7 protein-coding genes are annotated in these 13,913 nt (G+C 41.3%); 6 read left to right on the top strand and 1 reads right to left on the bottom strand.

Going from position 1 to position 13,913, the window contains the following annotated elements; all coding sequences use genetic code 11:
• Positions 1-21 precede the first annotated feature (21 nt).
• A complete protein-coding gene (locus tag AB9K32_RS11170; protein WP_252079285.1) occupies positions 22-1,017 on the bottom strand; it encodes a sterol desaturase family protein in 996 nt (331 codons plus the stop codon).
• 506 nt (positions 1,018-1,523) lie between these two features.
• Between AB9K32_RS11170 and AB9K32_RS11175 the strand changes: the two genes are divergently transcribed.
• The 6 genes from AB9K32_RS11175 to AB9K32_RS11200 are packed head-to-tail and all read left to right on the top strand — an operon-like array spanning position 1,524 to position 13,909.
• Positions 1,524-1,958 (top strand): DUF5004 domain-containing protein, encoded by a 435-nt coding sequence (locus AB9K32_RS11175; protein WP_369885200.1) that lies wholly within the window; start codon positions 1,524-1,526, stop codon positions 1,956-1,958.
• A gap of 22 nt (positions 1,959-1,980) precedes the next feature.
• Positions 1,981-2,946 carry a DUF4961 domain-containing protein gene (locus AB9K32_RS11180; RefSeq protein ID WP_338194067.1) on the top strand — a complete coding sequence of 322 codons (966 nt, stop codon included), beginning with the start codon at positions 1,981-1,983 and terminating at the stop codon, positions 2,944-2,946.
• A gap of 13 nt (positions 2,947-2,959) precedes the next feature.
• Positions 2,960-6,088 (top strand): SusC/RagA family TonB-linked outer membrane protein, encoded by a 3,129-nt coding sequence (locus AB9K32_RS11185; RefSeq protein WP_369885201.1) that lies wholly within the window; start codon positions 2,960-2,962, stop codon positions 6,086-6,088.
• An 11-nt stretch (positions 6,089-6,099) separates the two neighbouring features.
• Positions 6,100-7,599, top strand: coding sequence for a RagB/SusD family nutrient uptake outer membrane protein (locus AB9K32_RS11190; RefSeq protein WP_338194071.1), 1,500 nt, complete (start codon positions 6,100-6,102; stop codon positions 7,597-7,599).
• 1 nt (position 7,600) lies between these two features.
• Positions 7,601-10,375: a GH92 family glycosyl hydrolase gene (locus AB9K32_RS11195; protein WP_369885202.1), complete on the top strand. Its 2,775-nt coding sequence runs from the start codon at positions 7,601-7,603 to the stop codon at positions 10,373-10,375.
• A 39-nt stretch (positions 10,376-10,414) separates the two neighbouring features.
• Positions 10,415-13,909, top strand: coding sequence for a VCBS repeat-containing protein (locus AB9K32_RS11200; RefSeq protein ID WP_369885203.1), 3,495 nt, complete (start codon positions 10,415-10,417; stop codon positions 13,907-13,909).
• The last annotated feature ends 4 nt before the right edge of the window (positions 13,910-13,913 follow it).

The following is a 13,913-nucleotide window of genomic DNA, read 5'->3' on the forward strand; positions in this document are numbered from 1 at the left end:
ACTGTTGTTTTCGGTAAAAATTTAGTCTCTGTTGGGCTGTTCATTTAAAAAACGTTGTCGAACAATTTTGGCGGTTTGATGCTCCCCGGTATGACTCCATCCTGGGGGCATAACCAAATACAGTAGTTTGTTCTTCAGTCCCGGAGCATGGGCAACATCCTTAAATAGAGCTTTAAATTCGCCAAAATAAACATCAAAGAAACTGCCCGGGTCCATTTCTCGTGTTATACCATATACAATGGGGTGATTTTTCTCTTCACTTTGGTATGTGCCAAAAATCCGATCCCAAATATTGAGCAAATTGCAAAAATTGGTATCCATATACAATGGGTTTTTACCATGGTGTACACGATGGTGCGATGGAGTGAGTATGAGCTTTCCAAGAAAACCAAACTGCCCTTTTTTTACAATATGTTCCCCAATATGTATAAAGGTAGCATAAGTAATGTCCAAAACTAAAATAGAAAAGAACAGCTTTGGGTCTACCCCTAAGAGCATACAAGTTGCAGTTCGTATTAGGTCCGCATAGGGAAATTCCAGAAAAAAGTGAGCTTGATTTACGGAAAGATTCATCGTCTCTGCAGCATGGTGCGGAGAGTGCAAGCACCAAAGCAAACGCACCTTATGCCCAAAATAATGATAAATATAGCTGCCCAGTTCCCAGATAATATACCCATAAATAAACCAATACCATGTATATGAAGTTTGGAACAAGGCATATTCTTGAAAAAAACCTATGCTCCAAAATATGGTCCCCAATGATAAGGTTCTACCAATAATTCGGTTAAAAACAATGATAATAAAGTTGACCCTGTAAGTTTTTAGTTGTTCCCTTTCCTTAAAAAGAACGATAAAGAATTCTGCTATAAGCAAAATGGGAAGAGCGAGAAAAATACAAGAAACAATACCGTCAAAACTTTTAAAAAAAGCATAGTTTTCAGTTTTTAGCGCATCCAGTACAGTGGAAGCTCCAAAAAAGTTGATTACTTCCTCCAAAACGGCATTTAAGAAATCCATAGGTCAATTTATATAGGGTTATTGTTAGTTAGCCAGTATGAGGACATAATAAATGTTGAGTTCCAAATATATAATATTTTTAAATGTATGAACATATGGACATATATAAGTTATCGATTTACGAAAACGTTTTATGCCGTTTTAGACCTAAGAAGCATAAAAGAAAACTATTTGAGTGGATTTTATAAAATTGATAAATCTTCATGCAGTAGAATGATAATGAATTAAAAAAAGGACTTTTTTTTTGGAGAGATGGGATAATGATCTATATTTGAACATATGTATGAACATATGAACATATGAATATTGATTCCTTACTTATAGACTGTAAGAGAGTTCTTTGTTTAGAGTGTTCAAAAAATAATTATTTAAGTTGTTGAGTTTAATTCTGAAAGAAAAAAGGGTGATATGGGGGCATGGTAAATTAGCCTTCGATCTTCCTTTTTTCTCTTTTTTTTGACACAGCGGCCTTACCGTAAACTAACTATTTATCAAACTTTGGAATTATGAAATGCTTAAGATTAATTATGACCTTGTCGATTATAGCCTTTATCGGCTGTGATGACGACCCTGAGCAGAATCCGGATGGGTTTGCCGAGTTTGTTGTTGATATCGAGGGGAATTGGAAAATAGACCAAGTCCTCCAAAATGGAAACGACATAACGGCACTTATGGATTTTCAATCCTTTTCACTTCAGCTAGATTATGAGAATGGAGAGCCTTCGTCTTTTTCTTTTCCAAACCAGACAGTTCCCTTTGTGTTAAGTGACCCCAGTGGTGATTGGTCCTTTGATGACCCTGTGTATCCTACAAAAATAAATTTTTCTGATGGTGCCAGTTTGGATATTCAAGGAGCCGTTCTTTCTGGATCGGATAAGATGACAGTGATCGTCCCGTTAGGATGTTCATCAAATACATATACCTACACACTGAGCAAATAACAAGAAACCAATATGCACTAAAATGAAGAACAAACTAAACAAATTAAAGCGCATTATTTTTCAACCAAAAGCACTGTTTTTATTGTTTTTGTTGTTGAGCATGTGCGTAACCATAACCAACGTAAACCAACCTTCGTCCGTCACAGTTGGTGAACAAATGGATGTAACTATCGATGTAGACGTAGCACCTGCGGAGGATGCATCATATAATATCGTGTTTGGGGTTTTGGTTCCGGAAGCATGGGATATCGCTTCGAACGCAACGGTCTCTTTTACATCGGACAACGGCGATGGGACCATGCGTTTGGCCAATGGCTCTGATCCTGATTATAAGACACCTATAACAGATCTTGCAGGAATTGGTGAAAATTATGGTCTTGTGGAATGGGTAGTTTTTATTTCCGATCAAACTGTTTCGGGAGCCAATGGTGTAAACTTTTCAGGCCAAATTCAGCTTTCCATGGATGTAGGGACAGAAAATATTAAAACACAGCTAGGTTACATTGTAGGTACTTCCGGCTACGGTATCACACAAGGGGAGACTGATATTAGATTTACTCCTTGCATGGAAGTTACCGGAGGGGCAAACCCTGTAATCGATTTATGTGGCCCACTTCCATTTCCTGTAACCTTTCAACCCACGGAATATACCTATGACGATATTATCCATGTCGGTTTTGATGCAACAAAAGGACCCGAAGGCGCACCAACCGCCCTATCGGGGGCCACAGATGTTTATCTGTGCGCCAAAGCTGTTATAGATGGAGAAGCGGTGGAAGCGTGCGATATTTCCGACATAACTAAAATGCGTTCTATTGGCACAGATCAATGGAATGTATCTGTTTGGCCTAGACAACTTTTTAATGCTCAGCCTAGTCAAGAAATAACAGATATTACTTTCAGTTTTAAAAACCAGAATGGGGATGTCGAGGTCAAGAATCCAGACACAGGTGAAGATTTTCAACTAATACCCAACTGTGCAAATTAAAAACATGACGATTATGAAAAATAGAATAAAAGGCCTTTTTGTCATTTTTTTGATGCTAGGCAATCTACTTGCCTTTGCACAAAATATAACCATAAATGGGGTAATCACGGCAGAGGATGATGGTTTTCCGCTACCAGGTGCAAATGTGATAGTGAAAGGAATGTCCATTGGGGCATCGGCAAATTTTGATGGGGAGTATACCCTTGAGGTTCCCAATGAGGGTGCAATCTTGATTTTTAGTTATCAAGGGTTCAGTTCCCGAGAAGTTACAGTGGGTACACAGCGAACCATCAACATAGCGTTAAGAACAGATGTGAACGAATTGGATGAGGTAGTGATAATAGGTTATGGAAGTACGACCAAGAAGGACCTTACCGGATCTATTGCCACTATAAAGTCGGAAGACCTTGAGGCCGTTCGCTCCACTACGGCAGATGATTTTGTCCAAGGTAGGGTTTCCGGTGTGTTGTTAACACAAACCTCAGGTCAGCCGGGAGGAGCTACTTCCGTACGAATACGGGGCAGTAGTTCCATAAACGCAAGTAACGAGCCCTTGTACGTAATAGATGGTTTTCCGGTAGATAACAACAGCGATAACCTTTCTGCTGGTGTGGCAGAAGGCCCATCCATTAATGCCTTATCTACCTTAAGTGCAAACGATATAGCATCCATCGATGTGTTGAAAGATGCATCTGCTACCGCTATTTATGGGTCTCGGGGCGCCAATGGTGTAATTATCATTACTACCAAACGCGGGTTAAATGGGGAAGTTCAAATCAATTATGATACCTATGTTGGAGTAAGTAAGGTTATTCAGAAATTGGATGTATTGGATGCCTCACAGTTTGCGTTTTATGTAAATGAATCCAGGTACAATGGTTCCGGTGAGCCAAGATTTTATACAGATCCAAATTCTTTTGGAGCGGGTACAGATTGGCAAGATGAGATTTTTAGGACAGCCATAACCAAAAGTCATGACCTTTCCATAAAAGGTGGTAATCAAGACATTAAGTATGCTATTTCCGGATCATATTTAGATCAGGAAGGCGTAGTTATCGAAACCGACTTTAAGCGTTACAATTTTAGGGTAAACCTCGATTTTAAAGCTACAGAAAAGCTTTCCATAGAGAACTCTTTGAGTTTGAACAAGACAGATTTCAATACGGCCAGGACAGAAACGACAGGAGGTACAGAAGTTGCAAGTAGTGCCATAACTGGGGCATACCAGTTTAATCCGTTGTTACCTGTTTTTGATCCTGAAGGAAATTATACCAAAGGTAATTTTATTGTGCAGAATGATGGAACCTTTGTAAACGATGTAAACAATATTCAAGAACAAATTCCAAATTTTCCAAGTCCGGTGGCCTATCAAAATTTATCGGAAAGCCAGGGTAAGGCAACAAGGATATTGGACAATTTGGCCATTAAATGGGATTTTGCAGAGAAATTCCAGTTGAAGACAACACTTGGGGTGGATATGAATATCAGTGAGCAATTTTACTTTAGGACAGAGGAAATAGACTTTGGGAATACGCCAGGAGCTTTTGCTGCTCAGGCCAAGAACACAGCTACAAGTTATTTGGCGGAAACTACCGTAACCTATACCAACACATTTAGTAACAGGCATCGGTTGAACGCTTTGGTCGGGGCATCATGGCAAGATTTTAACATAGAGACCCTTTCTGGCAATGCTTTGGGTTTCCCAACGGAGAATTTTGGTTCCAATAATTTGGGACTTGGCCTAAATCCTGGAGTAAATTCCAATATTATAGAATCACGATTGATTTCTTACTTCGGTAGGGTAAACTATATTTTGGACAACAAATATATTTTTACCGTTACTTCCCGAGTAGACGGCTCATCAAAGTTTGGCGATGGAAACAAGTATGGCTTTTTTCCTTCTGGAGCATTCGCTTGGAATGTTTCGGAAGAAGAGTTTCTTCAAGACTCGGGCCTCTATCTTAAGTTGCGCTTAGGCTATGGTATAATAGGAAATGAGTCGATCGCACCATATTCCTCCCAATCAACATTTAAACCTACGTACCATTCTTTTAACGACAATGCGGTAGTGGGACAATTACCCAGTACTCCGGCCAATAGTGCTCTCAAATGGGAGCGTACCGAACAATACAATGTTGGATTGGACCTTGGTTTCTTTAATGACCGGTTGGGACTTACCATCGATGCTTACCAGAAGAATACGGACGATTTGTTGTTGAACCTGCAAGTGCCTTCACAAACTGGGTATATTCAAAGTGTGGTCAATGCCGGTAGTGTTCGTAACCAAGGGGTTGAATTGGGCATCAATGCACAATTGTTCCAAGGTGGATTTAATTGGGATGTAAACCTAACAGGGGCATATAACAAGAACAAAATACTGAACCTGGCCGGTTTGGACAATATTCCCACAGGTTTTGGGATTTTGGGGATAACCAATTGGCAGTTGCTCGAAGAGGGTGGTGAAATCGGGGCATTTTACGGCTATGTTTCTGATGGAATAATACAATTGGACGATGACCCCGCGACCACTCCGACCTTTGCGACAGATACATTTACTCCAGGAGAACGTAAATATAAGGACCTGAACGGGGATGGGGTAATCGATGCCGATAACGACAGAACGTTTATCGGAAACCCTATACCGGAATATACTTTTGGTATCAACAACACGGTTAAATGGAATAATTGGGACCTTAACGTATTTATGCAAGGAGTATATGGTAACGAGATAGCCAACTTTAATAGGATAAACCTGGAAAACCTAAATGGACAGGGAAATGTTTTGTTGGAAGCATTTTCCAATAGATGGACACCGGAAAATCCAAGTAATACCTATACTAGGGCCGCGGATGGTCCCAGAAATATTGTGTTCTCGGATAACTATGTAGAAGATGGCTCCTATTTAAGGCTAAAATCCGCCACTTTGGGATATTCCATATCAAGTAAGTTCCTGTCCAAAATGAACATAAATAAACTCCGACTCTATGCTACAGGGAAAAACTTGTTCACCATCACCAATTATAGTGGGGTCGATCCCGAGGTAAGTTTTGGAGGTCAGAACAATAATCTGAGTGCCGGTGCGGACTTCGGCGGGTATCCAACATCTAGAACGTATCTATTGGGCCTTAACATAAACTTTTAAAAATCAAAATCATGAAACAATTCAAAAATTATAGAATTTACTTCGCTGCCCTGATTTTGATCATGGGTTGTGAAAGTGCCTTGGAAGAAGAAGTGAAGACCTTTTATACCGAAGATACATTTTACCAAACAGAACAAGATGCCAAATTGGCCATAAACGGTATATATGGACATTTGGGGGCCACTTTCGATGAAACATTGAACTCTAAAGGGCTCTATTTTGCAAATTATTGGACTGCCAATGCCCTTTTATCGGATGAGGGGGAGACAAGTTTTAATAGAGGAGATGGCTACAATCAACTTTCGGCAATGGCACATACACCGGAGAACACCATAGCACTGGAGATTTGGTCCAATCTTTATTTAGGTATAAATGCAGCCAATATGGCCATTATCAATATCCCGGATATAGAAATGAACGAGGAAACCAAAGACGATTTATTGGGCGAAGCCTATTTTTTGCGAGGGCTTCTTTATTTTGAATTGGTGCGCTTTTTCGGAGAAGTACCATTACAGTTGGAACCCCAGACTGTTTTTACGTCCAGTGCATTTTTGGGCAGGGCATCAGTATCTGAAGTCTATTCACAGATTTTTGCAGACTTAACTATTGCAGAAGAACGTCTTCCAGAAGAACAAACAGGAATGGACAATGGTAGGCCCACTAATTGGTCTGCAAAAGCCTATTTGGCCAAGGCAGCGCTTCAACAAGGGGAAAACCTTCAGCTTGCCAAGACCAAACTGGAAGATATTATGTTAAGTGGACGGTTCGGTCTTTGGGAAGATTATGCAGATGTGTTCAAGATAGAGAACAACAACGGAAAAGAGGTTCTGTTTGCAATAAGTTTTTTAGAAGGAACGGATTTGTTCACGACGCTTTGGGAAGGTGGGCATTTGGTATTTAGGACCCTTCCCGGAGGTGTGTACGATGGAAGACCCAATGGAGGAGGGCTCGAAATACCCACTATGGCCCTCTACGATTCTTTCGATGATGAGGATAGGAGAAAAGAAGTCACTTTTATGTCCGAAGATGTTATCAACGGAGAATTGGTGGAGTTTAGTTCCCCGCACATTGTAAAGTACTGGGATAGAGTGGCAGAACCCTTGGTAAATAATACGGCCAATGACCTGCAACTTATTCGGTATGCAGATATACTCTTAATGTACGCCGAGGTATTGAACGAGCAGAATAGCGGCAGCACTCCCGATGCCTTGGATGCTGTTAACCAAGTGAGAAGAAGAGCTAGGTTTGCGGACGGGGTAGAAAGAGATGTACTTCCCGATCTATCGGCAATGGGTTATGAGGCCTTTAAGGAAGCTATATTGGAAGAACGAAAAAAGGAGTTGACATGGGAAGGTCACCGATGGTTCGATTTGGTTCGGTTTGGCAAGTTGGAAGAAAAGGTCTCCGAAGCAAAGCCCGAAGTTCCTGTATCAGCACGACATTACTTATTGCCTATTCCACAGCGGGAAAGGGATATTAACCAAAATTTGTCACAGAATCCAGGTTACTAAAATGAACAAAACGTTTTATCAAGGGTTAAAAGCAGTATTTGTAATTTTCCTTGCCCTGACAAGTTCAAGGTTGGATGCATCGGAGAACATTGCAGATGAAGCTAAACTAAAAGTTTCCTCACAATTGCATGGAAGTGAAGCTTCCAATTTAACAGATGGTGTCATTAGGATGCACGGTATTGGCGAATGGGCCAGTAAAGGTGAGCGAAAGGCATGGGGAGCTAATCTGTTGCCGTGGCTTCAAATGGAGTGGGAAAGTGCTCGAAACATAAATGCCATAGTTATTTATGATCGGCCCGGACTTGACGAACATACGGCAGGCGGTGTCCTAAAATTTAGTGATGGGTCCATTATCCGTGTAAACACCATCCCGAACAATGGAGATGCCAAAAGAATTGAATTTCCTGTTAAAACTGTTGAATGGGTACGTTTTGAGGTAACCGATGGAGAAGGGCTTAACCTGGGACTTTCCGAAATAGAGGTGTTCGCATCACCAACAGATAGCGAAAACCCTTTGTTTTGGGTAAACCCGTTTATAGAATCTGCCAAGGGACGTTATTTTTTCTTCACGCCCGGGGCACACCCAATGGGAATGGTAGCTGCAGCACCTGTAACTCGAAATAAAAATCAATATGGGGGAGGATACAACTTTAATTCCACAGAGGTGTTGGGGTTCGAACAGATTCATGGTTGGTGTCTTTCCGGAATACAGATTATGCCCACACTTGGTAATATAGACCCTACTTTGGGAGATCAAGGTTGGAAGTCGAGTTTTAGTCATGATGATGAAATAGCCATGCCCGGATATCAACGCCTATATCTTAAAGAGCACCATGTGTGGACAGAGCTTACCAGTACCAAACGTACTACCCTGTATCGATTTAAATACACAAAAGCGGACAAGGCCAGTATCTTGACCAATTTAGGAGGATATTTAGGGAACTCTACCATGATCAATGCAGATGTTCGCAAGGTCAATCAAAATGAGTTGGAAGGTTCTTTTGAGTCCGCAGGTAGATTTTGGGGCGGTCCGGAAAAGGTAAAAGTGTTTTTTGTAATTCAATTTGATAAATCCTTTAAATCCTTGGATGGTTGGAAGGACAAAGAGAACCTTAACAATGTAAGCTCCGTAAAAGGCTCCGATACCATGACCCGGAGGGATTCCGTCGTTTTTGCAGGTATTACCCAGAGTTATTGGGATGCGCCGACTACGGGAGTTACTGCCAATTATGATGTGGAGGCAGGGGAAGAGGTCCAAATGAAAATTGCCATTTCATATACCTCCGTGGAAAATGCCCGTAAAAATCTTCAAACCGAAGCTCCACATTGGGAATTTGACCGTTACAAAGAAGATGCCTTCAAAATATGGGAAGAAAAACTGGATAGAATTGCGGTGAAGGGAGGAACCGAGCAGCAACGTGAAAAGTTTTATACCGACTTATGGCATATACTTTTGGGAAGAAGGATCCTTAATGATGTTAGTGGTGATTATCCCGATTATACCCAGGGAGAACGCCAAGGTAACTTTACCAAGGCCGATTTAAAAGTTAGAACACTGCCGAGAGACAAGGATGGTAAGGCAAAGTTCAACATGTATAATTTTGATGCCTTATGGCTTACCCAATGGAACCTGAACATTGTTTGGGGATTGGCATGGCCCGAAATTTTGGATGATTTTTCGGCCTCCTTGGTCCAATATGCGGATAATGGAGGGTTGCTACCTAGAGGCGCCATAGCAGGCGGATATTCGTATATAATGACAGGAAACCCAGCAACAAATATGCTGGTGAGCACCTACATGAAAGATTTGATGACCAAAACAAATCCAAAACACGCATTTAAGGTCATGAAAAACAATCATATGCCTGGAGGTATGATGAGCGACTCTGTGGAAGACCTTGAATTTTACATAGAAAATGGGTATTGTCCGGGTAATGCTGGCAAAACATTGGAGTGGTCTTTTCAAGATTGGTCACTTTCCCAGATGGCAAAAAAAATGGGCAGGACAAAAGACCAAGCTTATTTCTCCAAGAGAGCGGAAGGATGGACCAAATTGTTTCATTCTGACTCAAAATTATTATTGCCCAAGGATAAGTCGGGTAATTGGGTGCACACGGATTTATTATCTGGTCAAGGTTGGGTAGAGTCCAACGCATGGCAGGGAACCTGGTCGGTCTCCCATGGCATATCCAAATTGTCCCAGCTTATGGGAGGGAACGATGCCCTTGCCGACAAGCTCAACTTTGCCTTTGAGCAAGCCGCTCCCGAAGATTTTGTATTCGGGTATTCTGATGGTTATGTTAGTTATGCCAATCAACCAGGTTGTTCCAATGCACACGTTTTCAACCATGTTCAAAAACCGTGGCTCACACAATATTGGGTGAGAAGGGTAAATGAGCAGGCTTACGGGGCAACAACTGTAGATCAAGGGTACGGAGGTCATGATGAGGACCAAGGTCAGATGAGTGGCGTAAGTGCTTTGATGTCCATGGGGCTTTTTAGCTTAACTGGGAACAATTCGATCAAACCGACCTACGAAATTACGAGTCCCATCTTTGACGAGATAACCATAAAACTCAATCCAACATACTACGAAGGAGAGGAGTTTACCATCAAAACTTTGGACAACAGTAAAGAGAACACCTATATCCAAAAGGCTACATTGAATAATAAACCCCTCCAAAAGTATTGGTTTACGCACGATGTATTTCAAAAAGGGGGGGAGCTTATTCTACAGCTAGGGCCCGAACCAAATACCAATTGGGGCATTGAATAGTAAAAATGACGAATAGCTTCCGTAGGGAAGAAGGCAGCAATGAAAAAAAGGAAGGTAATATTTGGAATTTGGTCTTTTCCGCTATTGATATTAATGGTCTCTTGTCAGAAGACTGTTGATCAGGGGGAATACCTTTTTGAGCCGGTTGCTGCCGAGGCTTCCGGAATCCATTTTTCCAATGATCTTCCTTTGGATGATGATTTGAATATCCTTAACTATATCTACTATTTCAATGGCGGTGGTGTTGCAGTGGGAGATATAGATAACGATGGATGGGATGATCTTTTTTTTACCGGAAACCAAGTTTCCAATCAATTGTACCTTAATCAAGGCGGGTTAAAGTTTAAGGATATTACCAAGGAATCCGGTCTGGCGTCTAAAGGGTGGTCTTCTGGTGTTAGCATGGTGGATATTAATACAGATGGTTGGTTGGACATATATGTGTGCAGATCCGGGCATTTAGATCCTGACCAACGTAAGAACCTGCTCTATATTAACCAAAAGGATGGAACCTTTGTTGAAATGGCCCAGGAATATGGTTTGGCAGACCCTGCTTATTCCACACAAGCAGCCTTTTTCGATTATGATCTGGACGGTGATCTAGATATGTATTTACTCAACCATATGCACCAAATGACAGGAATGAACAATCCTGTACCAAGAAAACTGAACGGTGAATCTGAAAGTACCGACAAACTATACAGAAACGATGGTGTGGGGTCATTAGGGCATCCAACGTTTACAGAGGTTTCCCAAGAAGCAGGTATTATTGTCGAGGGATTTGGTCTTGGTGTTGGGATAAGTGATCTTAATCATGATGGGTATCCAGACATCTATGTGTCCAACGATTTTATTTCCAATGATATTCTCTATATCAATCAAGCTGATGGAACTTTTATAGATCGGACCAAGGCATATCTTAGCCATCAGAGCCATAATGGCATGGGGAACGATATTGCGGATATCAACAACGATGGCCTTACCGATATTTTGGTGTTGGACATGTTGCCGTCGGATAATCGCCGCAGAAAGCTAATGCTGAACAAACCCAATTATAACTTATTTGAATTCAGTAAAAGTTTGGGATATCAACCCCAATACATGAGAAACACCTTTCAATTGAACAATGGCAAGCATGCCCCGTTCAGTGAGGTGGGCCAACTTATGGGGATTAGTAGCACCGACTGGAGCTGGGGAGGGCTAATGGCGGATTATAATGGTGACGGTCTAAAGGATATGTTCATTACCACGGGCTACTTGAAAGATATGACCGATCTGGATTTTATCGTATATAGGAGAAAACAGTTCAAATTTAGGACCCGAGAGGAAGCGGACAGTATATATTTGGCCAGTATCAATAAACTACCAGAGGTTCCACTCCAAAACTACTTTTACAAGAACAATGGAAGCCTGAATTTTGAAGATACATCATTAAAATGGGCACCAGGGTCGCTAGGATTCTCTAATGGTGCGGTGTACGCAGACTTGGACAATGATGGAGATTTGGATATTGTGACTAACAATATTAATGGAAAAGCCAGTTTGCTGAAAAACAACTCACTCCAACAAGAAGATGGAAAGCGCACTGGTTTAAAGCTAAATTTTGAAGGTCCACAAACCAATCCAAATGGGATAGGGGCGAAAGTATGGGCATATGCAGATGGCAGTGTTCAATTTTTGGAAAACTATACTACTCGTGGATTTCAATCTAGTGTGGCGCCTTCACTGTATTTTGCCTTTCAAGAGCATAAAAGAAAGGACAGTCTTGTGGTAGTTTGGCCAGATGGAAAGAGAAAATCTTATGGCAATTCAGTAATGGACTCCATCGCAACACTTCGATATACCGATGCTACCGAAACAGTCTTGCCAAAAAGTGATATAGAAGAGGGGCAAATTTTCGCAAAGGTAGATGGGTTACTCCAGTTTGTGCATGAAGAAATTCCATTTTCAGATTTTGATATAGAACCACTTATTCCACAGAAATTCTCTACTAGTGGACCCTCACTTGCAGTTGCCGATGCCAATGGGGATGGTCTGGATGATATTTTCATCGGAGGCTCGCATGGCTTTTCCGGTCAACTTCATACACAAACCATAGATGGGAAATTTACCTCCAATACTATAGAAGTGGATGCTGAACAAGAAGATGTTGGCAGTTTGTGGTTTGATGCGGACAATGATGGTGATAATGATCTTTACGTGGTCAGCGGCGGGTCTGAGTTTTCATTGATGAAACTGGGGTATTATCAGGATAGATTGTACTTAAATGATGGTCAAGGAAATTTATCCCTGTCCGTTGACGCTTTGCCCAATATGAATACAAGCGGAAGCTGTGTAGTTGCTTCGGACTATGATCAGGACGGGGATCTAGATCTTTTTGTTGGGGGAATGGTAGTACCTGGAAGTTACGGGGTGTCTCCCAAAAGCTATGTATTGGAAAATAACCAAGGCAAATTCTCCGATGTAACCTTGATCAAGTTGGGTGAACACCAATTGGGGATGGTCTCCTCGGCACTTTGGACCGATGTGAACAATGATGGCTGGACCGATCTTATGGTTGTTGGAAAGTGGATGCCGATAACTATTTATCTAAATAAAAAAGGAAGCTTCGAAAAGATAGAATTGCCCATTTCAACAGGTTGGTGGAATAGCATCAATGGTGGGGATTTTGATAATGATGGGGATACGGATTATATCATTGGAAACCATGGGACAAACAGTGTTTATAGTGGAACAGAAGAATACCCGATGGAGCTATATGTAGGCGATTTTGATAGGGATGGAAAGATAGACCCACTTATTTCTCAATATAGTTTGAGTCCTGAAGGAGACTTTAAAAGTTATCCTTTGGCATCCAGGGATTTATTGGCGGAACAAATGGTTTCCATTAAAAGTACATTTAAAAACTACCGATCCTATGCCGATGTACAGATCAAGGATCTTCTTTTGAACAGTATGGAGGAAAACCCTATTAAGAAAGAAGTAAGACAGCTAAAGAGCATATATGTTGAGAACCTTGGAGAAGGTAAATTCAAATTAAAGGAATTACCAAAGGAAGCTCAATGGGCCCCGGTTATGGGTACCAATATTACTGATTTAGATCAAGATGGCAGTCTCGATGCGGTCCTCGTTGGAAATTTCTACGATTACGAAGTGGGTTATGGGCAGAATGATGCTTTTCTAGGGCTTGTTTTAAAAGGGGATGGCAAAGGGAACTTTGTGCCTATGGACCATAAGGCCACTGGTTTTTTAATACACGGGAATGCCAGGGCCTTGGTCAAAGTTGTGGGGCAAGACAAAGAATTTTTGGTGTCCTCACTCAACAAGGATAGTATTCAGGTTCATAAAACCCGGAAAGGATCGGGCAATATAATAGAAGTTCCAGCTCATGCGCAATCTGGGATAATCACTTTAGAAAACGGAATAAAAAGAAAAATAGAATTCTATTACGGTGAGGGCTATCTATCACAATCCACCAAAAAGGTTGTTTTGCCCAAGAATGCCCAGATAAAATTTAAAACCAATAAAGAATAAAGGT

Origin of the sequence: Allomuricauda sp. XS_ASV26, from assembly GCF_041224615.1 — a bacterium.
In the GTDB taxonomy this organism is placed as follows: domain Bacteria; phylum Bacteroidota; class Bacteroidia; order Flavobacteriales; family Flavobacteriaceae; genus Flagellimonas; species Flagellimonas alginolytica.

Bases quoted from the DNA above. Each gene is read 5' to 3' on its own strand.
- AB9K32_RS11170 (WP_252079285.1), bottom strand. From the start codon at position 1,017: ATGGATTTCTTAAATGCCGTTTTGGAGGAAGTAATCAACTTTTTTGGA.
- AB9K32_RS11175 (WP_369885200.1), top strand. From the start codon at position 1,524: ATGAAATGCTTAAGATTAATTATGACCTTGTCGATTATAGCCTTTATC.
- AB9K32_RS11180 (WP_338194067.1), top strand. From the start codon at position 1,981: ATGAAGAACAAACTAAACAAATTAAAGCGCATTATTTTTCAACCAAAA.
- AB9K32_RS11185 (WP_369885201.1), top strand. From the start codon at position 2,960: ATGAAAAATAGAATAAAAGGCCTTTTTGTCATTTTTTTGATGCTAGGC.
- AB9K32_RS11190 (WP_338194071.1), top strand. From the start codon at position 6,100: ATGAAACAATTCAAAAATTATAGAATTTACTTCGCTGCCCTGATTTTG.
- AB9K32_RS11195 (WP_369885202.1), top strand. From the start codon at position 7,601: ATGAACAAAACGTTTTATCAAGGGTTAAAAGCAGTATTTGTAATTTTC.
- AB9K32_RS11200 (WP_369885203.1), top strand. From the start codon at position 10,415: ATGAAAAAAAGGAAGGTAATATTTGGAATTTGGTCTTTTCCGCTATTG.